We start from the raw sequence: 22,900 nt of genomic DNA on the forward strand, positions 1-22,900 counted from the left end.
CACCTGTGAAGAATCGTTCGGGTATTTCCTTACGGCAGTTCTATATCATGACCTTCGGACTCACCATCGGAACCTCCATTCTGATCATCCCAAGCGGATTAGCACATACTGCAAGAGAAGATGCCTGGGTCGCTGCTCTTTGCAGCCTCCTGATTAATCTGATTATGGTCATCCTGTATCTCGCGGTTGCCCGCCTGTATCCCGGCAGAGATCTCTATGACATACTCGAAGCGGGTTTCGGCAAATGGGTTGGCAAAATTGTCTCGCTACTGTATCTGTTCTATTTCATGATTCTCACCGGTACGCTGCTGGGCGACCTCGGCTTCTTCATCACCAGTGAGATTCTGCCCGAAACACCAATTGAAGCGGTCCAGATTATCTTCCTGATCGCTGCCATAGTGAGTGTCAGTTCAGGGGTTGTCGTATTTGCCAGAGTATGCGAATTATTATTCCCCTGGGTGCTGTTCCTGTTCCTGATTCTGGTGCTGGCCCTGATTCCCAAAATCGAATGGAATCATATCAAGCCGGTCCTGGAAGGGGGGTTACCTCCTATCCTCCTTGGCGGCTATCAATCCGCTGTGTTTCAGGAACTCATCGTGCTGATGACCTTCCTGCCACTCGTCAGGAAGCCAAAAAGCGGGGAGCGGGCCTTTCTGCTGGGCACGTTCACAGGCGGCATGGTCCTTAGCATCATCGTGCTGCTCAGCTTGCTCATTCTCGGGATTGAACAGACGGAGAACAGCACCTTCCCCGCCTATGCACTGGCCAAAACGATCAATATCGGAAATATTCTGCAGCGGGTCGAAGGCATTCTGATCACCATTTGGGTACTGACCTTTTTCATCAAAATCTCGTTGCTCTACTTCTCCATTCTGAAGGGGCTGCAATCCGTCTTCCATCTGCGGAAGCAGGACTATCTCATCTATCCCCTGGCTGTATTGTTCATCATCATCGCTTGGAATACTTATATCAATACCGTTTATGTTAATGAAATCATTGCAAAAGTATGGGGGAATTTCGCGTTCATCTTCTTGGTGATTCTTCCCTTACTGCTCTATATGCTAACTTTGTTGAAGAAGACTATACGTAAGATTCGCATAAAAAAACGCCCCGGTGCAAACGTCTGATTGGACAGACTTCTGCAGCGGGGCACTTCAGGTACATGGACATAATTATAATTAGGACAGGGTTCGTAACGAACGGGGCGTTCTGTTAATTCCCGTTCTCCGAATTGCTGAGCGCAGCGGCCGGAGCCAGTCCGGCATGACTACGGCCGGGAATCTCGCCAGTCGCCTCGAAATGCTCCACAATAATGTCAATCTCCTTCTTCAGCTCGGAGACCAGCTCCGCCTCAGGCACCTTGCGGATCATCTTGCCATAACGGAACAACAGCCCTTCTCCGCGCGCACCGGCGATGCCGATGTCCGCTTCTCTGGCTTCCCCCGGACCATTCACCGCACAGCCGAGGACGGATACCTTAATCGGCACCTTCAGCTTGGAGATGTACTCCTCCACTTCGTTCGCAATCGAGAAGAGGTCAATATCCAGGCGTCCGCAGGTTGGGCAGGAGATCAGAGTTGCCGCATTCGAGATGAGACCGAAGGTCTTCAGCAGCTCACGCGCTACCTTCACTTCCTCCACCGGATCAGCACTCAGGGAGATCCGCACTGTACTGCCGATGCCCATGGAGAGCAGCGCGCCGATCCCGGCGGAGCTCTTCACTGTTCCGGCGAACAGAGTACCAGACTCGGTAATCCCCAGATGCAGCGGATAAGGAATGACCTCCGCTGCCTTGCGGTAGGCTTCGATGGCCATTGGCACATCGGACGCCTTCAGCGATACGATAATATCGTGGAAGTCCAGCTCCTCCAGAATGCCGATATGGTACAAGGCACTCTCCACCATCGCCTCCGGTGTAGGATAACCGTATTTCTCCAGCAGGTGATTCTCCAGTGAACCGGCGTTAACCCCGATACGGATCGGTATCCCCTTCTCCTTACAGGCCTTAACAACAGCTTCCACCTTATCACGGCGTCCGATATTGCCGGGATTGATCCGCACCTTGTCGATGCCGTTCTCAATCGCCAGCAGGGCCAGCTTGTAATTGAAATGAATATCCGCTACGAGCGGGATATGAATCTGCTTCTTGATTTCCTTAATCGCTGCTGCCGCTTCTTCATTGTTGACCGTTACGCGCACTAGCTGACAGCCGGCTTCCTCCAGCCGCAGAATCTCGGCCACGGTTGCCTCCACATCAGCGGTCTTGGTCGTACACATGCTTTGGATGGCAACCTCGTTGTTACCCCCGATAATCACTCCGCCAACATTGACGGGACGGGTCTGGTGTCTCAGGAACATGGTTTTCTCCCCCATAACGATCAAAGCTCCACCCTCCCCGCCCCCGCAGGTCATGCGGGGTGTGCGGGAGAAAGTGGAGACCCTGAGCTGTATTGTTAAGCCGTGTCAGGCCCGGTTATTTAAGCCTGGCTTACGCGCTTTCTTCTTTTTTCTTATCCTTCTTGAGACTAAGCTCCGGCAGGGACTTCTCCTTAACAACCTCCTCGGTAATGACACAATCCTTAATGTCATCCCGTGAAGGCACCTCGTACATCACATCAAGCATAATGCTCTCGATGATGGCACGCAGTCCGCGGGCACCAGTGTTGCGCTTGATCGCTTCCTTCGCAATCGCTTCAAGAGCAAGCGGTTCGAACTTCAGCGCTACATTATCCATCTCCAGCAGCTTCACATACTGCTTCACGAGCGCATTCTTAGGCTCGGAGAGAATACGTACCAGGGTGCTCTCATCAAGCGGCTCCAAGGTCGAGATCACCGGCAGACGGCCGACGAACTCTGGGATAAGACCGAACTTCAGCAGATCCTCAGGCAATACCATGGACAGGTATTCACCGGCCTTGAGGTCCTTCTGTCCTTCAACCGCAGCGTTGAAGCCGATGACTTTTTTGCCGATACGGCGCTTGATCATCTGCTCCAGGCCGTCGAAGGCACCGCCCACGATGAACAGAATGTTCGTAGTATCGATCTGAATGAATTCCTGATGAGGATGCTTGCGTCCGCCTTGCGGTGGAACTGAAGCGACTGTACCTTCCAGAATCTTCAGCAGCGCCTGCTGAACGCCTTCACCGGATACGTCACGGGTAATGGACGGATTCTCGGATTTACGCGCTACCTTGTCAATTTCGTCTATATAGATAATGCCGCGTTCGGCTTTCTCCACATCATAATCAGCCGCTTGAATCAGCTTCAGGAGAATGTTCTCAACATCTTCACCCACATAACCGGCTTCCGTAAGGGAAGTGGCATCTGCAATGGCAAAAGGCACGTTGATGATCTTCGCCATCGTCTGCGCCAGCAGGGTCTTACCGGAGCCTGTAGGTCCGAGCAGCAGAATGTTGCTCTTCGTCAGCTCCACATCTTCAATCTTGCTCTGGCTGTTGACACGCTTGTAGTGATTGTATACAGCAACGGAGAGCGATTTCTTCGCTTGCTCCTGGCCGATAACGTATTGATCCAAGATATCACGGATTTCCTTCGGTTTCGGAATATCCTTCATATCCAGCTCTTCCTCGTGGCCCAGCTCCTCTTCCACAATCTCCGTGCACAGCTCGATGCATTCGTCACATATATAAACGCCAGGTCCCGCTACGAGCTTACGAACCTGCTCTTGTGATTTCCCGCAAAAGGAACATTTCAATTGTCCTTTTTCATCGTTAAATTTAAACATCTTACCACCCCTTTAAGATATGATCGGTGAAGAGAGTACCTGGTCAATGAGCCCGTATTCCTTCGCTTCTTCCGCGCTCATGAAGTTATCGCGGTCTGTATCCCGTTCGATTTTGTCAAGGGGCTGACCTGTGCGCTCTACATAAATCCGATTCAGCTTCGCCTTGGTCTTGAGAATCCAGTCGGTATGAATCCAGATGTCGGACGCCTGCCCCTGAACGCCGCCAAGCGGCTGATGAATCATAACCTCGCTGTTGGTCAGCGCATATCTCTTGCCGGGCGCTCCGGCTGTCAGGAGCAATGATCCCATACTGGCTGCCATCCCTACACAAATCGTTGAAACATCCGGTTTGATATATTGCATCGTATCATATATACCCATGCCGGCTGTGACAGAACCACCGGGCGAGTTGAGGTACAAGTGAATGTCTTTTTCGGGGTCATCTGCTGCCAGGAACAGCAACTGCGCAATAACCAGATTGGCGACATCATCGTCAATCGCACTGCTCAGGAAGATGATGCGATCCTTGAGCAATCTGGAATAGATATCGTATGAGCGTTCTCCCCGGCTTGTCGTTTCCACAACCATTGGTACCAGACTCATGCCACCAACCTCTTTTCTCTATACAGATTAGTCTTTCCGTTTCAGAAATATTTTAACACGTTCAAAGCGGGATGTCATTTATTCACTGTGCCCCTAAACCGCATTGCTCATGTGCATGCCATTATAACGCAATTCCACGGACAATGCCAATTGACGGATTCATGATATGTACTACCAAACGCCCGGCCCCCGATAAAAATAAGGCACGTAACAAAAACTTACGTGCCTTATCAAATCTCTATGGAGGCTAATGGATAGCCGTTCTAGGTAAAGGATTGAAGCTTACTCAGCCTTTGCTTCTTCTGCTGCCGCTTCTTCTGCAGGTGCTGCCGGAGCTTCAACTTCCACGCTGTTGCTAACGAGGAATTCGATGGTCTTGCGCAGGGAGATCTCATCGTTCAGGCTGCTCAGGGAACCGTTGGCTGCCAGAATGCTGCGGATTTCTTCAGGAGTACGCTTGTAAGCTTCAGCCATAGTAGCCAACTCTTGCGTAACTTCTTCTTCCGACACTTCGATCTTCTCTTCCTTGGCAATAACTTCCAGAACAAGGTTGTTACGAACGCGCTTCTCAGCATCGCCCTTCATTTGTCCCTGCAGGTCTTCACGAGTCTGGCCCGAGAAGCTGAGGAACATATCCATGTTCATGCCCTGCTGGCGGAGACGGGTATCGAAGTCACGAACCATGTTCTCCACTTCGCTGGCGATCATGGCTTCAGGAATTTCCACTTCAGCATTAGTTGCTGCTGCGTCAACTACCGCGGATTCACGAACGCTCTTCAGCTCTTCCTGCTTACGGGATTCGAGCTGTGCTTTCAGGTCTGCTTTGTATTCTTCCAGTGTGTCGAATTCACTAACATCCTTGGCGAATTCATCATCCAGCTCAGGAAGCTGTTTGCGCTTGATTTCGTGCAGCTTCACTTTGAATACAGCAGCTTTGCCTGCGAGTTCAGCAGCGTGGTAAGTCTCAGGGAAGGTTACTTCAACATCCTTGAAGTCTCCAGTGGACATGCCCACTACCTGCTCTTCGAATCCTGGAATGAAGGAATTGCTGCCCAGCTCCAGGGAATGACGCTCAGCCTGTCCGCCTTCGAATGGAACGCCGTCAACGGAACCGTCAAAATCAATTACTGTGATGTCGCCGTTCGCTGCTGCTCCTTCTTCGATGACAACAAGCTCAGCGTGACGCTCTTGCAGACGCTTCAGTTCAGCATCCAGCTCTTCGTCAGTGACTTCTGCCTTCTGCACTGGTACTTCCAGACCTTTGTACTCGCCCAGCTTCACTTCTGGCTTAACTGTGATCTTCGCTTTGAAGATGAACGGCTGGCCCTTGGCGAATTGCTCGATGTCCACTTCAGGACGGTCTACAGGGAAGATGTCAGTCTGTTCAACGGCTTCGCCGTAAGCTTCAGGAAGAAGAATGTCGATAGCATCCTGATACAGGCTTTCAACACCGAAACGGGATTCAAAAATCGGCCGCGGTACTTTACCTTTACGGAATCCAGGTACGTTTGCTTTCTTTACCACTTTATTAAAGGCTTTGTCGAGTGCTGCAGCTACGCGGTCTGCTTCTACTTCGACTTCAAGAACTCCGAGGTTCTTCTCTATCTTTTCCCAAGTTGCTTTCATAATATACTTTTCCCTCCAAAAATAGGTTACATGTTTACTTAAATAGTCCAACATTTCACGCACAGAATAACCACTATATTATATACAACATTACTTTATTTATCAAGTAGAGAACTCTTCACGAATCCCCTGAGCGAACGGTAGGCCCCCTCAAATTGGAAGCGCATGCTATCGGTGATGCCGTACATCCCCCGTGTTTCCTCTTCTTTGCGGTTCCCGTTCAGGCTCTCCGACACCATCTGGTGCAGGGCCCCCGCCCAAATATCCAGCTCCGAATACTCCCCGTCCAGCAGCTTGCGGTAATCCGCCGTCCCGTAGATGGACATGACGAACTGCCCCCACAGCTCCTGGGCAAAATAATACAGCGTCGGCTCATGCACCTCCGCCTGCTCGGCCACCCGTTCCAGCACCTGGCTGATTTGCGGCGGGAACTCGTCGTTCTGCAGCGGCACGGTCTCGATCTCCACCTCAGCAGCCTCATGGCCCCGGCTCAGCCTGATTGCCCCCTGAGCCCCTCTGCGCCGCAGCGTCTGCAGCGTGCGGAATTGCAGCAGCGGATGCACCTCCGCCTGCTGCAGCCAGCCGGTCAGCGCTTCATCCACCCCGCTCCCCTCCAGGTAGGAGAGCTGCTCCAGCGCCAGCACGGTCGCTTCAGACAGCGGTTCGTTCATCACCCGCTTCAGCAGCTTATCCGGGTACTCCGCATCCTCCTCCAGCTTGGATCTGGCCAGAATCCGGGCCATGTCCTCTTCCCCCAGATCCATATCCTCCGCATCCGGGGCATCGTCCCCGTCACCACCCTGCGCCGCGTAGGGGAAGGCCGCCGCCAGCCATTCCAGCAGCGACCGCCATTCCTCGTAGTGCCGCTCTTCCTGTCCCTGGCACTGCAGCAAAAAACGCAGCAGTTCCATCGCTTCCCCGTAACGTTCATTCTCCAGCATAACTGTGAGCTGAATCTGGTAGTAATCCAGGGTCTTGGGAAACAGCACGATGTTCTCTTTGGCGGGGGAATTGAATTGATTCATGAGGGCACCTCCTTTTCTCCGAACTGTAATCGCTTCTGATCCTTAATCAATTGTAGATTATAGCATATCCCTGCCCGGTTTCAAAAAAACAAGTTGAAAAAGTTAACTATGTATGATAACATAATTTTTGCTTGCTTTTCAGTCAGTCTTCATGTCCCGGTAGCTCAGTTGGATAGAGCATGCGCCTTCTAAGCGCACGGTCGGGGGTTCGAATCCCTTCCGGGACGTCATAGAAACAGCCTTCCTTCGGGAGGGCTGTTTTGTCGTCCGGAGGGATGAGAACCCAGCGCGTAAGCGAGGGGACGTTGGAGCATACGCTTCGATAGCACTACTTCGCAATCAGCCGAATTTTGGCTGTATCCCTTCCGGGACGTCATAGAAACAGCCTTCCTTCGGGAGGGCTGTTTTGTTGTCCGGGGGGATGAGAACCCAGCGCGTCAGCGAGGGGACGTTGGAGCATACGCTTCGATAGCACTACTTCGCAATCAGCCGAATTTTGGCTGTATCCCTTCCGGGACGTCATAGAAACAGCCTTCCTTCGGGAGGGCTGTTTTGTCGTCCGAAGGATGAGACCCCCCCCCCCCCTTTTTTTTTTTGAGTAGGATCAGGGTGAGCACTTGGGTGAACGCTGCGCGAACGGATCGTTGTTACAATCGCTGTTGTCTCCAGATTTTATTTATTTCCCTAATCGGTAAAAATCCGGAGACAAAGGCGAACGCTATCGCTTTTCCGCGGGTCGTTCCGTCCACTCCGCTGTTTGAGCGGGAAATGAACTTCACAGACCCGCCCTCACTCTTTAGTAGTGGAGGAATAAGAACCATGCACGAACATTGCGGACTGGAGATCCCTTATTCCGGCGGATCACGCCTGTCCGCAGGGCCATGCGGACTCAGGGGCCGTTAAGTAACCTGTTTCTCCGCTTTTTCTGCTCGAATGAACAGTTTAACGTCCTCTGAGTCCGTTTAAGACAGAAAAGTTGGTTTTTTCGGAGAATAGCGTACCCTCAGTCCGTATACATCTGCTGGTGGCTACATGTCTATTCGTTCAATCGTTCAACATGAACCGGCTCTAGTCCCACCCATTAAGCGTTAGCACCACAGCATTTCTTGAACTTCTTCCCGCTTCCGCAGGAGCAGGGGTCGTTACGGCCTACTTTTGCCGGGCTTATATAAGTTTTGTCAGTTCCGTTAATTCTGTTATAAGTCCCTATAGGGGCTTTAACTCTAGACATCCGGTCTACTTCTTTCCTGCGCTTGGCCATCCGTGCCTCTTCCGCATCAAGCTTCTTCTTCCACTGCAGCAGTGACGGGTGAGCCGTATCAGAAATTACACAGTAAGCATAGATGGACTCTATGAGATTCAAGTACCCCTCGTCATAGCCTTCCTCCACCATGGCCTCAACGAGCGGAAGTCCTTTTACCGATCCCAATTGGCAAAGATCATCAGCCAGTTTAGTCGCATTGGTAATATCACGTTCTTCCGGCAATAAGGCGAGCAGCGCCTCCTCGGAGTCCGGCAGCTTAATTCTTCCGAATACATCGGCGGCAAATATCCGGAAGAATTCCTGTGAAGCAGAGACATATTGCTCGGTTAACGTCTTGATCACCCCGGCTGTGCCTATTTGAGCCAGCGCGTCAACGGAAGTGGTTGGAAGCAAATCATCATTTGTACCCAAAAAACTGCACAGCACAGGGATAGCCGTCTCCAGCTTCATCTGACCTGCCAGTTGGATTAGATAGTGGACTTCGTAGCTCGGAGAATCCGGGTCGTTATCGCGCAGCTTTTCCAGCACAGTATCAGCGTCCAGACATTGTCTAAGCGCCAGCTCATTCACTAGCTCATCCCCGTACACATTATCGAACTCATCCCAGTATTTCCCTGAACTCTGCTCCAGAAATAAGCTGAATTCGTCCAACATTTCCTGGTCTGTCATCTTTGAGAGGCGAATCTTCTGATCAACCTTAATTTTCCATTCCGGAATTCCCTGGACAGACTCCATGAACGGGTCCAATAGCCGAAGATCACAATTCCTCAAAATTCCCAGCACCAGAAATCTTGTATTATAGTGGGTGGAAGGAGATTGGTACCAAGCCAGCAGCTCACGGATCGTTTCCTCGGTCTGCGGGAACTTATAGGCATGAAACAGGTGAACCTCTTCGGTATCCTTGCATTGCTTCAGCTTTTGTAACACAAGCGGCATCAGCGTAGTATCGTGCTCATACAAGAAACTGTCGGCAAAATACCTCAAAGCAGTATTGCTCACAGCCGGCTCCGGATGGAGAATAAAGCTTTTTACTTGTTCGGTATTGAACATTAGCAGGTCCCCCTCTTATTATGTTGCTTACTCATCCTTCGGCTGCATATTCCCACTAGTCAACGATGGATTTCGAGGTACCTCCTGCTTAGCCGGCACATAATGAGTAGCGTAATGTTTCTCAACATTGGGATCTCCGGACTTTGAAAAGCGGAGCGGTCGCTTCGGGCCTTTGCCCCATCTCATATAGGCGGTGTAAGACGGCTTCAAATGAAGCTCCCGCGCGTTCTCGCGAAGCAGAGACATGATAAAGCTGAATTGAGACAGATTGCCCTGAAGCACACGTTCCAAATATGGCACTCTTCCGAAGCGCCACTCTTCTACGAGCTTAGGAGTGATTTTCCCGATCCTCAAGAATACATCCAGGGGACTTACGAAACCCTTCTCCGAAACGATTTCATTGACCACATGGCGTACCTTCGTTCGCAGTTCAAGCCTATTCATGCAAGGACTCCTCCTGATGCCGGCAATCGGGACACTTCTCCGGAAAGTAAATGCCATCTGCCCGGTAGCAGCTAAAATCAAGGTGATCGAATACAAACGGACCGTCGCATTCCTGACACACAAGTATAACGGGATCGCGCGAACGTACAATCAGTGATTGCGCACGTTCCCGCAGCAGCTCATGCCACTCAATCTCCACCAGCCGTTCGCGCTCATTCAGGTCTGCTATTACCTGCCTGATCTCAACCTGTACCTTCCTGAACTCTATGGACTGCCATTGCTGTAAAAAGGGAATGTATTTCCGGTCACCGGAACACAGGATTTTAAACAGGAACATCAGAATCATCCCCCGGTTCCGGTCCTTCAGATACTCCATACTGACCGGCGTGATCCCTTGGTCCAGCCAGTTCTCCCACTCCCGCAGCAGCTCCTCCGTCGCCCGCTCCCGCCGGACGGTCCAGCCGTAGACGGTGAATTCGATCATGGGAAGCTTCCCGGACAGCTCGGTCTTCAGGTAACCGGCCTCAATGAGGACGTCCACCTTCTCCACGATCTGCTCCATCGTCAGTTCGCGGAAGAAGCCATAGGCAGGAGTGTGATCCAAGCCGAGTTCAAGCAGCTTCTTCTCCTTCGAGCCCTTCAGGATCTTGGCCAAAAGCGTACGCCCTCCGGCGGCGATAATCTCATCGGCTGCCTGCAGAATGGCTAGCAGCTCCGGCCTCGGCAGTGGTGTATTCAATGGATACGCCGCTACCTGCTTCCGGTTCGGCTTACGGCGGTTGGTCTTCTGTGTGCCCACAGCGTTCTGCCTCCTTGTCCTTTATAATGGGCACAGGCTAGTCCAGACTGCACGTATTTTATAGTCGAATTATACCATATCAGGGCCGGGAAACAGGAAATTTAGAGGTGAGTTTCAGCGCTTCCCGGAGCACTCAGAAGCTCCAACCCCTTCACAGCAAACAGGCTGCCCGCCATGAAACTTCCATAGCAGAGCAGCCTGTTCTTACAGGGTTATAGCGATAGCGTCAATCCGCGCATCCGCATCCCTCTCAGCGTCCCCGGCGGCGGTTGCCCAGCCATAGCGGGAAGCGGAACATAAAGTTGATCAGCAGCACGACAAAGACCAGCACAGCGGCAGACTTATCCGCGATTTGCCGCGCATCCTCGACGATGGCCTCAGACTGCACGTACCACAGATGCACAGCCAGCGTCTCGCCCGGTGAAAAGAGGTTGAAGTCCCACATCTCGCCGGAGGTGCTGAGCCCGGCGGTCAGGATAATGACCGCCGACTCCCCGAAGGCGCGGCCGGCCACCAGGCAGACGCCTGTGACGATGGCCGGAAGGGCTACAGGCACAACGACCTTGCGGATGACATGGAATTTCGTCATGCCGAGGGCATAGCCGGCTTCACGGATCTCGCCGGGGACCGCGCGCACCGCTTCCTCCGTGACGCGGGCCAGCATCGGCAGATTCAGCAGCGCCAGGCTGACACCCCCGCCGAGGATCGTTAAGCCAACACCGAAGTATTCGGCGAAGATCGCCAGGCCCAGGAGGCCGAACACGATGGACGGCACCGAGGACAGGGATTCCACGCAGATGCGCAGCGCACCCGTGAAGGCATTATCGGGCGCGTACTCCGCCATATAGATCCCTGCCCCGATCCCGATCGGAACGGAGATCAGGAGGGAGATGAACAGGATATAGAAGGAGTTGAACAGGACGGGACCAATCCCGCCGCCGGGATCGATCTCCTCCGGCTGCTTGAGCAGGAAGTCCAGTCTGAGCGAAGGTAAACCTTTGCTTAGAATGGTGAACAGCAGCCAGAAGATCAGCAGCATGACCAGCACGCCCAGCGTATAGAAGCCGATGGTCGCCAGTTTATTGCGCCGCTGGGCTCTGGCTGTATGGCGTGTGCGCGTGAATCCGTTCATCAGGCATCCCTCCGTTTGCGGCCCAGGAGCCGGATAATCAGAATCAGTACAAACGAGATCAGCAGCAGCAGGAAGGCCATCATATGCAGGGAATAGTTCCAGGTGGAGTCGAACTCCACGTTGGAGATCTGCATCACGATATTACTGGTCAGCACCGAGGTGGGTGCGAACAGGCTTTTCGCCAGCTGCGGCGTATTGCCGATGACCATCACCACCGCCATGGTCTCTCCCACTGCACGGGTCATGCCAAGAATGACCGCCGAGATAATGCCCCGGCTGGCCGCGGGCAGAACGACGCGCATAATGACCTGAAGCCGGGTCGATCCGAGCGCATAGGCAGCGTCACGGTATTTGCGCGGAACAGAGACAATCGCATCATCGCTGATCCGGCAGATGGTGGGCAGCACCATCAATGCCAGCACGAGTGCGGCGGCAAGCAGTCCGTCCCCGAGACCTTCTCCACTGACTCTGCGCAGGAAGGGCAGCAGCACGGTCAAGCCCAGATAGCCGTATACAATAGAAGGAATACCGACCAGCAGATCAAGCACCGGACGGATGAAGCTCTTCAGCCAATTCGGGGCAATCTCCGCACAGAGCACAGCCATCCCGACCGAGATGGGCACGGCAATGACCAGGGTCAGCGCGGTAAGCGACAATGTATTTACGATGAAGGCGGCGGCGCCGAAGGCCTCCTCTTCCGGCGTCCAGTTGAACGAGAAGAAGAAGTCCTGCGGGGAGATGCGGGTGAAGAGCAGCAGCGCCGTTTTGCCAATGAATACAATAACTAGTCCCAGCACAAGACAGAGCGCAAGGATGCTGAATAAAAAATAATAACGGGAGATGCTGTTGCCCAGCAGATGTCTGCGGTGCCGCTTGGTGTTACGTTTAACTTCCTCTAGGCTTGTCTGTGTCTTTGCTGTCAGGCCATGAACCGGTGCCCCCATACTTTCCCTCCTGTAAGAGGCCAACCCCGTATATCCCGGAGCTGGCCGCTGTTACCTATCCATCTATTATGCTTGCTTGTCTTGAGCGTTCTTAGGATTGCATCGCAGAGATTGGAATGAACTTAAGCTTCTTAAGCGAGCCCTGCTGGAACTTCTTGCTCTGTACATATTCGATGAATTCTTTGGTCGCGCCGGTCGGCTGGCCCTTCGTCATGTAGTAGCCGTAAGCCCAGATCTTGTACGAGCCGTTAATTACGTTATCCGTGTTAGCTTCCACACCGTTGAACTTCACAGCCTTGATATCGCCGCCCGTTACATAGACAAGGTCGATGTAGCCGATAGCGTTAGGCGTTGTACCTACAGCTGTTTTCATGTCGCCGCTGGAGCCGGTTTCCTTGTAGTTCTTCTCTTTCTTCACGATATCTCCGCCGCCCAGCGCCTTGGCCTGATAGTTAACGCGGGTCCCGGAGCCGAAGGCACGGGTGATCACTACGATATTCGCATCCGATCCGCCGACCTCTTTCCAGTTGGTGATTTTACCGGCGTAGATGCCTTTGAGCTGCTCTGTAGTCAGGTTGTCTACTCCGACATTCTTATTAACGATGGTTGCAAAAGGAATCACCGCGACCTTATTCGCTACCTGTCCGTCAAAAGCCTTGAAGCCCGGAACATCAATGCTGGCATCCCAGTCGCAGGCTCCGATATCGGCAATCCCCTTCTTCACGGCCTGCGGGCCGGTCACGGAGCCCTTGCCGGAAGCGGCGATCTTCACTTTAGGGTGAAGCTTCTGGAATTCCTTAGCGGCCTGCAGCGTCAGCGGAAGCAGGGCCGTAGAACCGTTAACGGTGATTTTACCCTTGAGGCTGTCCGCTGCTGCGGCTGCCCCTGCAAAGGATGCGGTAACCGCGATCACCGCGGTAAGTGCTGTAACTGTGAATTTTTTGAACATCTTCATGTCTGAATTCTCCTCCCGGCGGTGTGCGCCGATAAATGTTGTAATTAATTAGCAGCTTCCGGTGAGACTGACAATTTCAGCGCTTTGCCGTTCTGAATGACCAGTACCTTGCCGTCGCTGATAATAGCCAGCTTGCTGCCGTCTGCCGATACCGCCACTTCCGATACATCTTCAGCTGTCCGGTACAGTTCAACCGGAGCTGCACTGCCTGCAATAGAGTAAATTACCGTGTTGCCGTCCGCTGTAGTCCCGGAGACAACGAGGCCCGTGCTAACCCCTATGGACCAGTTCGCTTCTGCACCGAGGGCGACATCTGTGCTTTTACCGTCTGCTGCAATCAGCTTCAGCGTGTTAGCAGCATTGCCGTCTGCATCCGCACTCAGGTAGCTCACGCTGCCGCCAGCCAGAAGCTCAGGATACAGCTTGTTGTCAGGCGTAGTAGTCAAGGCTGCCGGCTTAGCACCTTTGGTCGTAAGATCCAGCTTATAGAGCTGTTCTCCAGCCTTGCTGAAGTCTACGGTAAGTGAATCTTCTGTGCTGTCGGCATCATTCTTCGCGGTACCGGTGATGTTGACGATGTATACTGCACTTTTGCCGTCTGCCGATATGCGAAGCTCCGATTTGTTCTCCACTTTATCTTCAAGCAGAGCCTTGATCTCTCCGGTCTCTACTGAAATCTGTGCCAGCTTCTCCTGCTTGTCGCCCTGGACGAAATAGAGCGTCTTGCCGTCACTGGACCACACGATATCTGTCTTCACGCTGGTGTCCTTGCCGAGCGGACTGATTAAGCCGGTGGACAGGTTGATCAGCTTCAGCTGGCCGGTCTCATCGCTGAATGCGCCCCACTGCTGGTCGGCGGAGACTGCGAAATCCACCGCGCCTTCGCTGGAAGAGAACAGATCATAGTTGCCTGGAGTCTGGGTGAATTTATAGAGCAGGGTGGATTCCGCGTCGCTTCTATTCGCAATCAGGCTGCCGTCAGCGCTCCAGTGAAGAGTATCAAATGAACCGGCGGGCCGGGCGAAGCTCAGAATCGTATGGGCATCGGCCTCAAGCTCACCGCCAAGCGCCGTAACCAGCTTCGTCAGCTCCACATACGTTTTGCTGTTACGTACAACCGGGGCCACTGTGAATTCCAGGGTTTCGCCATCCACCTGATAGCTTTTCACGCCAGGCTGGAGCTGCACACTATGTAGACCTTTGCTGTCATTCAGCTGGATTCCGCTGCTGCCGTGCACAAGTCCTGCTCCCAGCTCTGCGGCTAACTGGCTCAATGAATAGAGCTTGTATCCGCCGCTGTTAATTGTGCTGAGTGTAACCGGCGTACCGTTGATGCTCCAGGACATGCTGCCCTCTACGGCTGCTGTGTTCACAGCTGCGGCACTTACTTGGCTGCTTGTGGCCAGAACACTAACAGCTCCCCCTGTTACGAGAAGTGCAGAAGCCAGAGCCGCGCCGATCCATTTACTATTCTTCAATTAGATTCACCCTTTTCCTATAGGTAACTGCTAATGTTATTTTCGTCTACGAGTGTCAATTCTGTTGCGCAGGAATGTTATGGAAATATTAACTGTAAAAATAATTACAAGCCCAAACCAAAGAAGACCCGCCCGGGAACCCTCCCGGACCGGCCTATTGTAAATCCTGTGTTAATTCACAATCCACGTCACGATAATCTCGTTCCCGCCGCGCTCTGATTCCGAGGGACTGCCAATAATAGAATACGAATAAGAGCCGTTCACTTTGCCGTTAATCAGCAGGTTATGGCTGTCGACAATCTCTGTCCCGAGTTCCAGCTCCTTCTCTCTTACATACTTCTGATATGTAGTTCCAAGAGCGGCCATACTCTCCTTCGTCTGATAGACCAGCATGGAGGATTTCTTCCCCTCTGACTGTTCACCTTGGGTAAAAGTAATGCCTGCCCCTTCGGGAATCGGCAGATCCTCCGGCAAATATTGCCTTGCCTCCGTCTTCTCGTCTGCCAAAGTATGAAACCGTCCGCCACTGCCGGACTTGTCCGCATCGCCGCAGCCGCTAAGTCCAGCCGCAGCCAGCAGAGCTGCCAGAGGAAGGAGCAGCTTATGTCCTGCCATAATTCCACCGCCTTTAGTGAATTGGGTTTCAGGATGCCGGTAACCATAGGATGTCCCTTTTATTACCCGGATCAAGAGCAGGAGTAACGGATAATCCTTACAATTTTATTTACTTTTAAGCAGGGAATCATTAGTATAATGAGTGAGCGCTCACTCATTATTATGGCGAATGGAGGAGATTGGTATGGATGAGGGGAAGCCTGTCATTGCGGTTACTCATGTGAACCGGGCTTTTGGTGATAAAACAGTGTTGAAGGATATTACGCTTCAGGTGAATCAGGCAGAGACCTTCGGGATTCTGGGGCCATCCGGCTCCGGCAAAACCACGCTGGTCAAGCTGCTTACGGGCATAGACGAGGTAAGCTCCGGTGAGGTCACCGTGCTGGGGGTGCGGATGCCGAAGCTTGCCATGCTCCAGCAGATCGGATATATGGCCCAGTCGGATGCCTTGTATACGGAGCTTAGCGCCAAGGAGAATCTGGAGTTCTTCGCCGCGCTCTATGGACTGAAGGGCGGCAACCGCACGCGGCGGATCGGGGATGTGATGGAGCTGGTGAATCTGCAGGAGCATCTGCGGAAGCGGGTGGACCAATATTCCGGCGGCATGAAGCGCCGGCTGTCCCTGGCGATTGCCCTGCTGCACGAGCCGCCGCTGCTGCTGCTGGATGAACCGACGGTCGGCATCGATCCGGTGCTGCGCCAGTCTATCTGGAAGGAGCTGAAGGCGCTGAACCGTAAGGGAACGACGATTGTGCTGACCACACATGTGATGGATGAGGCGGAGAAATGTGACCGGCTGGCGATGATCCGGGACGGCGTGCTGCTGGCGGCTGATACTCCGGCCGGACTGCTTCAGGCTACCGGCACCGCCAGCATTGAAGAAGCCTTCCTCTGCTATGGAGGTGTACGCCGATGAGAATCCGGGCCATTACCCTGAGAATTCTGCAGCAATTCATCCATGACCGGAGAACCATGGCGCTGATGTTCATCGCTCCCCTGCTGGTGCTTAGCCTGATGAGCCTGGTGTTCGGCAGCGATGCCTATGAGCCTAGGATCGGTGTCTCCGGCGGCGCGGCAGTGTTCAGTTCAGCGCTGGAAGCCGAGCAGGCTGAGGTTACCAGCTATGCCGATGAAGCATCCGGGCAGGCCGCCCTGAAGGCGGGAGCCATCGATGCTCTCCTTACAATGAAGGGAGACGCTCCTGCTGTTGTCCTTGAAGGCAGCAATCCGGCGGCTAACCGCGCTGTGATCATGGCATTGCAGGAAGCTGCGCAGAGCCTCCGGCAGCAAGCTCCGGGCGGCGGGCAGCTCCAGCCGCAGATCAGCTACCTCTACGGCGCGGAGGATATGAAGACGATCGACCGCTTCGGCCCGATTATGATCGGGGTGTTCGTGTTCTTCTTTGTCTTCCTGATTGCCGGTGTCTCCTTCCTGCGCGAACGGACCACGGGCACACTGGAGCGTCTGCTCTCCACCCCGCTGAAGCGCTGGGAGATCGTCACCGGATATGTGTGCGGCTTCGGCATCTTCACCGTCTTCCAGGCCCTGCTGATCTCCTGGTTCTCCATCCAGGTGCTGGGGATTATGATGACTGGCAGCTTCGGCTACGTGCTGCTGATGACGCTGCTGCTGTCGATGTCGGCGCTGACGCTCGGCACCCTGCTCTCAGCATTCGCCGCCAATGAGCTGCAGATGATCCAGTTCATCCCCCTGGTCATTGTGCCTCAGATCTTCCTGAGCGGATTATTTCCGCTGGATACCCTGCCGCTCTGGCTCCAGCGCATTGGACTTGCCACTCCCATGTACTACGGTTCACAGGCGCTGATGGATATCATGGTGCGCGGCAGAGGCTGGAGTGATATCGCCGGGGATGTGTTCATGCTGATCGGCTTCTCCCTGCTGTTCATGCTGCTGAATGTACTGGCTCTGCGCAAGCACCGCAGAATGTAAAGGGTGAACAGGCTATGGTACACTAGGAGGAACTGCAAGAGTCTGGAGGTTCTATTGATGGAGAATAACCCTGCTGCCGATCAGGGGCAGCTGGAGCAAGACCAGTGGGTCCAGGAGCTGCTGGACCTCAGCGAGAAGGAGCAGGTCACGCCCAAGCAGCTGTCCATTCTGCGGGCGGCGATTGATGTTTTTGCAGAGAAGGGATTCTCGGCGGCCGCCACTAGTGAGATTGCCCAGAAGGCCGGCGTGGCCGAAGGCACGATCTTCCGTTATTACCGGACCAAAAAAGATCTGCTGCTCGCCATCGTTGTGCCCACCATGAGCCGGATGATCGCCCCGTTCGTGCTGCGCAACTTCAGCGGTGTGCTGGATGTGCCGTTCGAGAGCTACGAAGCCTTCCTTAAGGCCTTCATGGTGAACCGGCTGGAGTTCGTCCGCAGAAATCTCAAGATCGTCAAAATTCTCATTCAGGAGATCCCCTTCCAGCCTGCGCTGAAGGAACAGCTGACCGAGAATATCTTCGAGCAGGTTCTGGCGCGTGTCACTGCAATTACCGAGCACTTCAAGGCGGAAGGTGAAGTGATTGATGCGCCCACTCCTGCGATTATCCGCTTTACCATCTCCGCAATTGCCGGATACCTGCTGACCCGGCTGGTGCTAATGCCGGAGCAGGACTGGAATGATGAGGCTGAGATTGAACAGACGATAAGCTTCATTCTGCACGGGATCGGCGGGAATGGATAATCTTTAAGTACGATATCCCCCGTGGGGGTGGCTTAGATAGAAGCAATAAAAGGAAGTGAGTATACGTGGGTTATCAGGTGCCGGAACGGGTAATCAAGCTGCTGTGCGGCAATGCCGCTTTTGACCAGGGAGCGGCTTATTATCATGCCCATAAGGTGGATCTTGTCTATACGGAGCATAACGAGGAAGACGAATATTCCAAATACCGCGCTGAGGTCCATGGGCTGGAGAGCCATGAGATCGCGCTGATTATCGACAGTGACGGGGATGTGCAGGGGGAATGCACCTGCCCGGCTTACTATCACGGCGGCCCCTTCTGCAAGCATATTGCGGCGGCGCTGGTGGCGGTCCTCTACCGCAGCCGGGCGGCCGGAGCTGACCAGGCGGCGGATATTCAGGCGGAGGCGGAGGAGACTTATCCCGCAAGGGACGGCAGTCTGCCGCTCGTGCAAGGCAGCTCTCCCCTCTCCGGGGCGGAGCACAAGGAGCGAAGCGCAGACCGGCTGCTGGTGAACAGCATGCTCGGAATATTCACCGGAGGGCGGCAGCTGCCAAGCGGTGCCGGCACGTATATCGACCTGCGGACTCCGCTCCAGGTCGAGTTCATCTGCCGGCCCTTCAACATCGGCTACAGCAGCACGATGCTTGGAATCGAAGTGAAGCTGGGCCCCAAGCGCCTCTATATCGCGCAGAAGATCAGACCTTTTCTGGAGCAGGTTCGCCGGGGCGAGCCTTTTGAGTTCACAGCGCACTTCAGCTATGATCCCGCCCTGCACAGCTTCTCCAAGGAAGATAATGAGGTCCTGCTGAAGCTGATTGAGATCATGCAGAATGAGAAGGTCTACAACAGCCTCAACAATCCGTATGCTGCCGGCTCCAGCCATCCGGGAAATGACCGGCTGCTGCCGGTGGCCCCTTTTTTCTGGAAGAGTCTGTACCCCCTGCTAGAAGCCGCGCCTGCCGTACGCCTTCAGCATGGACAGCTTCAACTTGACCGCTTGTCGGTCTCGGAGGAGCCGCTGCCGCTCAGCTTCCAGTTCGACCAGGCACAGGAGGAGGGCTACCGGCTGGATGTCCGGGGGCTTGAGCAGCTTACGATTCTGGAGAGCTATGGACTGGTCTTGACCGAAGACAGGCTGCTGAAGCTCCCGGCGCAGGAATGCGGGCGTCTCGCAGAGCTGAAGCGGATGCTCAGCAGCAGCCGGCGGGATAGCCTGGCGATTGCGCCTGAGCAGATGGAGCCCTTCATGGACAGGGTCATACCCGGCCTGAAGAAGCTGGGCAGAGTAAGCATTGCCGACGCCATCGCGGACCGGATCGTCCAGACCCGGCTACACGCCAGACTCTACCTGGACCGGGTAAGGGACCGGCTGCTGGCCGGGCTGGAATTCCAGTACGGCGGAATTGTCATCAATCCGCTGGAGGAGAAGGCGCATGAGCGGAGCAGCGAGGTCATACTGATGCGGGACGGGGAAGCGGAGCGGCGGATTCTGGACCTGATGGCCCATGAGTCCTTCTCGCGGACGGAGAGCGGGTATATCATGCGTGACGAGGACGGGGAATTCGACTTCCTGCACCATACCATCCCGCTCTTGGAACCGCTGCTTCAGGTCTATGCGACCACTGCGGTCAAGGAGCGGGTGCTTACGGAGCATGCAGCGCCCAAGGTCAGCCTGAGCTGGAACGAGAAGACCGACTGGCTGGACTTCAAGTTCGCCATGGAGGGCATCACGGAGAATGACATTACCGCGGTCCTGAAATCTCTCCAGGAAAAACGTAAATATCACCGGCTCAAGGACGGAGCTCTGCTCCCGCTGGATACCGCTGAGTTCCAAGAGATTATCGCGCTGATGAACGAGCTTGGCGTCCGCAGCGTGGATATCCGGAGTACGGAGTTCTCCTTGCCGCTGGTCCGTGCCCTCCATCTCCATGCAGGCACCTTCCAGGGGCAGACCATCGAGACCGGACGCTCCTTCCGGCGGCTGCTTGCTAATATGGCGAGTCCCGAAAATCTGGACTTCCCAGTGCCGGAGAGTCTGGCTCCCGTGCTGCGGGATTACCAGCAGTACGGCTTCCAGTGGATGAGGACGCTGGCCCATTACCGCTTCGGCGGGATTCTGGCGGACGATATGGGCCTTGGCAAAACATTGCAGAGCATCACCTTCCTGCTCTCTGAGCTGGAGGACATCCGGAAGAGCGGCGTACCTGCGCTGGTGGTTGCCCCTGCTTCCCTGGTCTATAACTGGCTCAATGAGCTGAAGCGCTTCGCCCCTGAGATTAAGGCAGTCATTGCTGACGGCAACTCTGGTGAGCGCAGCCGGACCGTGCGGAACACGGCCGGGCATGATGTCATCATCACCTCGTATCCGCTGCTGCGCAGAGATGTGGATGAGTATGCCAAGCAGTCGTTCCATACGCTCATTCTGGATGAAGCGCAGATGATTAAGAATCATGAGACCCAGACTTCGCAGGCGGTCAGATTGCTTCAGGCCCGCTACCGCTTTGCGCTGACCGGTACGCCGGTGGAGAATGCACTGGAGGACCTGTGGTCGATCTTCAGTGTCGTTTTCCCTGGACTGTTCCCCGGAAAGAAGGCGTTCCATGACCTTCCCCGGGAGACGGTCGCCAGACGCGCCCGCCCCTTCCTGCTGCGCCGCCTGAAGAGCGATGTGCTGAAGGAGCTACCGGACAAAATCGAGTCCCTCCAGGCCTCCGAGCTGCTGCCGGAGCAGAAACGGCTCTATGTCGCCTACCTGGCCAGATTGCGCAAAGAAGCGCTTAAGCATCTGGACAGCGACAGCTTCGGGAACGGCCGGCTCAAGGTGCTGGCCGGACTGACCCGGCTGCGCCAGCTGTGCTGCCATCCCGCCCTGTTCGTGGACGGGTACACAGGAGGCTCCGGCAAATTCGAGCAGCTACTGGAGATTATCGACGAATGCCGGAGCTCCGGCAAACGGATGCTGATCTTCTCGCAGTTCACGCAAATGCTCGGCATGATAAGTCGTGAACTGGCGCTGCTGGGGATTACGCATTTCTATCTCGACGGACAGACCCCGGCCTCCCAGCGGGTTGAGCTGTGCAGCCGCTTCAATGAAGGCGAGCGCGACCTGTTCCTGATCTCGCTGAAGGCGGGCGGTACCGGCCTCAACCTGACCGGCGCCGATACGGTCATTCTCTATGACCTGTGGTGGAACCCTGCGGTCGAACAGCAGGCCGCCGACCGCGCCCACCGGATCGGGCAGAAAAAGATCGTACAGGTCATCCGCCTGGTAGCCCAGGGTACGGTGGAGGATAAAATGTACGAGCTGCAGCAGAAAAAGAAAAACCTGATTGACGAGGTGATCCAGCCGGGGCAGGAGGCGTTGTCGAGCCTGAGCGAGCATGATATACGTGAAATCCTCTCGATCTGAGTTGAACAACCTGTTGTAGCCCGTTCTGCTTTATTCGCAATATAAACAGGGACCTTCTGAGCGAGTAGCTCTGAAAGGTCCCTGTTTCATTTTACAACTGGCAAGTCCAGAATAATACCCTAACCCTCTATACGTCTGAGCTTAATTTCTCATGCGTCACTACACGGTGTGCATTCACCAGCTGGCCGGTTGATGTCTTGCCCCACACGGATATTCCAATCTCATCTTCGTCTACTTCTCCAGTGATGAACACAAATTCATAGGCATTCAGATCGGCAAAATAATCCCGGGTTACCACTTGATTCGGAGCAACATCAATCACCTCACTGACATACAGCGTTCTGGTAGCGCCCAGCACATATCCCTGAATACTAATAGAGGCGCTGCCTGGGGCATTCCGCTTCACTATTCTTACCGTCACCGTCTGCGTAGGTCTGACTCCCGAAACGGCATTGTTCTCTATCGGTCCTGTTGACAAAATCGCCATCCTGTCTCGTCCTCCCTTGAAGTTCTAGTGTCAAAGTACGATATATTCATATTCGGACTTTCCTGTAACGGTGTGGACACAGGCCTGAGCCTATTCACCAATGACCGCAGGCACGCATATTCTTGAATAAGGAAAGACCGCCCATGGGCCGCGCTTTCTCCATACGAACGCCGAACGGAAGAAGGGAGTCCCATGCCCCCTCCAGGAAAAGGAAAGAAGCCCGCCGCCAAAAAAACACCGTCCAGCTCCAAAACCCAGACACCTAAGGGGCTTGAATTTGCTGTAGCTGCACTTCTGTTGACCGGCAAGCTGAAAGTAGACTCCATCCAGATGTACACGGACGCATCCATGTTCGTCAGTCTGGTGGGCAAATATAAAACCTTAAGTGATTTGAGCAATGACAATGTCAATAAGCTGGTCAGCTTCCTCGATAACAACAGCAGCCTTACGCTGAACGAGATCATGACCGCTTTGAAAAAGAAAGCCGAAAACACCTGAACACATTCGCAAGTGAAAGTGAGGGACGGGGCTATGGACAGTTTTGACGGAGAAGGATTTGCCAGCGGACTCCTGCTGGTCATTGTAATCATGCTGCTGATTTATGGATCAACGGACATCAAGAATCTGAC

20 protein-coding genes and 1 tRNA gene are annotated in these 22,900 nt (G+C 54.2%); 7 read left to right on the top strand and 14 right to left on the bottom strand.

Features of this window, described 5'->3' with window-relative positions:
• Positions 1 to 5 precede the first annotated feature (5 nt).
• The gene (locus NST26_RS25695) at positions 6 to 1,127 is read left to right on the top strand and encodes a GerAB/ArcD/ProY family transporter (protein WP_340980142.1); all 1,122 of its coding nucleotides are present in this window, start codon (positions 6 to 8) and stop codon (positions 1,125 to 1,127) included.
• Positions 1,128 to 1,212: 85 nt separating this feature from the next.
• Here the strand turns inward: NST26_RS25695 and ispG are convergent, their stop codons facing one another.
• The 5 genes from ispG to NST26_RS25720 form a co-directional block, all read right to left on the bottom strand.
• A complete protein-coding gene (gene ispG / locus NST26_RS25700; protein WP_209877026.1) occupies positions 1,213 to 2,358 on the bottom strand; it encodes a flavodoxin-dependent (E)-4-hydroxy-3-methylbut-2-enyl-diphosphate synthase in 1,146 nt (381 codons plus the stop codon).
• 130 nt (positions 2,359 to 2,488) lie between these two features.
• Positions 2,489 to 3,745 carry an ATP-dependent Clp protease ATP-binding subunit ClpX gene (gene clpX / locus NST26_RS25705; RefSeq protein WP_209876883.1) on the bottom strand — a complete coding sequence of 419 codons (1,257 nt, stop codon included), beginning with the start codon at positions 3,743 to 3,745 and terminating at the stop codon, positions 2,489 to 2,491.
• Positions 3,746 to 3,757: 12 nt separating this feature from the next.
• A complete protein-coding gene (gene clpP / locus NST26_RS25710; RefSeq protein ID WP_340980144.1) occupies positions 3,758 to 4,348 on the bottom strand; it encodes an ATP-dependent Clp endopeptidase proteolytic subunit ClpP in 591 nt (196 codons plus the stop codon).
• A gap of 282 nt (positions 4,349 to 4,630) precedes the next feature.
• Positions 4,631 to 5,974: a trigger factor gene (gene tig, locus NST26_RS25715; protein ID WP_340980146.1), complete on the bottom strand. Its 1,344-nt coding sequence runs from the start codon at positions 5,972 to 5,974 to the stop codon at positions 4,631 to 4,633.
• A gap of 95 nt (positions 5,975 to 6,069) precedes the next feature.
• Positions 6,070 to 6,999 carry a hypothetical protein gene (locus tag NST26_RS25720; RefSeq protein WP_209876881.1) on the bottom strand — a complete coding sequence of 310 codons (930 nt, stop codon included), beginning with the start codon at positions 6,997 to 6,999 and terminating at the stop codon, positions 6,070 to 6,072.
• Positions 7,000 to 7,152: 153 nt separating this feature from the next.
• Between NST26_RS25720 and NST26_RS25725 the strand changes: the two genes are divergently transcribed.
• Positions 7,153 to 7,226, top strand: a tRNA-Arg gene (locus tag NST26_RS25725).
• An 854-nt stretch (positions 7,227 to 8,080) separates the two neighbouring features.
• Here the strand turns inward: NST26_RS25725 and NST26_RS25730 are convergent.
• The 8 genes from NST26_RS25730 to NST26_RS25765 all read right to left on the bottom strand — a co-directional run bounded on the left by NST26_RS25730 (position 8,081) and on the right by NST26_RS25765 (position 15,680).
• Positions 8,081 to 9,313, bottom strand: coding sequence for an SEC-C metal-binding domain-containing protein (locus NST26_RS25730; RefSeq protein WP_340980147.1), 1,233 nt, complete (start codon positions 9,311 to 9,313; stop codon positions 8,081 to 8,083).
• A gap of 27 nt (positions 9,314 to 9,340) precedes the next feature.
• A complete protein-coding gene (locus NST26_RS25735; protein ID WP_340980148.1) occupies positions 9,341 to 9,757 on the bottom strand; it encodes a hypothetical protein in 417 nt (138 codons plus the stop codon).
• Complete coding sequence (locus NST26_RS25740) at positions 9,750 to 10,556, bottom strand: RQC-minor-1 family DNA-binding protein (RefSeq protein WP_340980150.1); 807 nt, start codon at positions 10,554 to 10,556, stop codon at positions 9,750 to 9,752. The genes NST26_RS25735 and NST26_RS25740 overlap by 8 nt, the downstream gene beginning before the upstream one ends.
• A gap of 250 nt (positions 10,557 to 10,806) precedes the next feature.
• A complete protein-coding gene (gene pstA, locus NST26_RS25745) occupies positions 10,807 to 11,688 on the bottom strand; it encodes a phosphate ABC transporter permease PstA (RefSeq protein WP_076086486.1) in 882 nt (293 codons plus the stop codon).
• On the bottom strand, positions 11,688 to 12,632 hold the full coding sequence (gene pstC / locus NST26_RS25750; RefSeq protein WP_340980151.1) for a phosphate ABC transporter permease subunit PstC: 945 nt from the start codon (positions 12,630 to 12,632) through the stop codon (positions 11,688 to 11,690). Before pstC ends, pstA begins: the two co-directional genes overlap by 1 nt.
• A gap of 91 nt (positions 12,633 to 12,723) precedes the next feature.
• Positions 12,724 to 13,587: a phosphate ABC transporter substrate-binding protein gene (locus NST26_RS25755; protein ID WP_036726036.1), complete on the bottom strand. Its 864-nt coding sequence runs from the start codon at positions 13,585 to 13,587 to the stop codon at positions 12,724 to 12,726.
• A gap of 44 nt (positions 13,588 to 13,631) precedes the next feature.
• Positions 13,632 to 15,065, bottom strand: coding sequence for a stalk domain-containing protein (locus NST26_RS25760; protein WP_340980152.1), 1,434 nt, complete (start codon positions 15,063 to 15,065; stop codon positions 13,632 to 13,634).
• 171 nt (positions 15,066 to 15,236) lie between these two features.
• Positions 15,237 to 15,680, bottom strand: a complete 444-nt coding sequence (locus NST26_RS25765) for a hypothetical protein (protein ID WP_339250679.1) — start codon at positions 15,678 to 15,680, stop codon at positions 15,237 to 15,239.
• A gap of 184 nt (positions 15,681 to 15,864) precedes the next feature.
• Here NST26_RS25765 and NST26_RS25770 point away from each other — a divergent pair, with 184 nt between their 5' ends.
• The 4 genes from NST26_RS25770 (at position 15,865) to NST26_RS25785 (ending at position 21,784) form a co-directional block, all read left to right on the top strand.
• A complete protein-coding gene (locus NST26_RS25770; RefSeq protein ID WP_339250681.1) occupies positions 15,865 to 16,596 on the top strand; it encodes an ABC transporter ATP-binding protein in 732 nt (243 codons plus the stop codon).
• A complete protein-coding gene (locus NST26_RS25775) occupies positions 16,593 to 17,630 on the top strand; it encodes an ABC transporter permease (RefSeq protein ID WP_340980153.1) in 1,038 nt (345 codons plus the stop codon). Before NST26_RS25770 ends, NST26_RS25775 begins: the two co-directional genes overlap by 4 nt.
• Before the next feature lie 57 nt (positions 17,631 to 17,687).
• Entirely contained in the window at positions 17,688 to 18,374 is a 687-nt protein-coding gene (locus tag NST26_RS25780) for a TetR/AcrR family transcriptional regulator (protein WP_051478062.1), read from the top strand.
• A gap of 65 nt (positions 18,375 to 18,439) precedes the next feature.
• Positions 18,440 to 21,784, top strand: coding sequence for a DEAD/DEAH box helicase (locus NST26_RS25785; protein ID WP_340980154.1), 3,345 nt, complete (start codon positions 18,440 to 18,442; stop codon positions 21,782 to 21,784).
• A 127-nt stretch (positions 21,785 to 21,911) separates the two neighbouring features.
• On the opposite strand, the gene NST26_RS25790 is transcribed toward NST26_RS25785, so the two are convergent.
• A complete protein-coding gene (locus NST26_RS25790; protein WP_339250689.1) occupies positions 21,912 to 22,271 on the bottom strand; it encodes a hypothetical protein in 360 nt (119 codons plus the stop codon).
• A 192-nt stretch (positions 22,272 to 22,463) separates the two neighbouring features.
• Here NST26_RS25790 and NST26_RS25795 point away from each other — a divergent pair, with 192 nt between their 5' ends.
• The gene (locus NST26_RS25795) at positions 22,464 to 22,769 is read left to right on the top strand and encodes a hypothetical protein (RefSeq protein ID WP_340980155.1); all 306 of its coding nucleotides are present in this window, start codon (positions 22,464 to 22,466) and stop codon (positions 22,767 to 22,769) included.
• Positions 22,770 to 22,900: the final 131 nt, after the last annotated feature.

Origin of the sequence: Paenibacillus sp. FSL R7-0128 (genome assembly GCF_038002245.1) — a bacterium.
In the GTDB taxonomy this organism is placed as follows: Bacteria; Bacillota; Bacilli; order Paenibacillales; family Paenibacillaceae; genus Paenibacillus_AQ; species Paenibacillus_AQ silagei.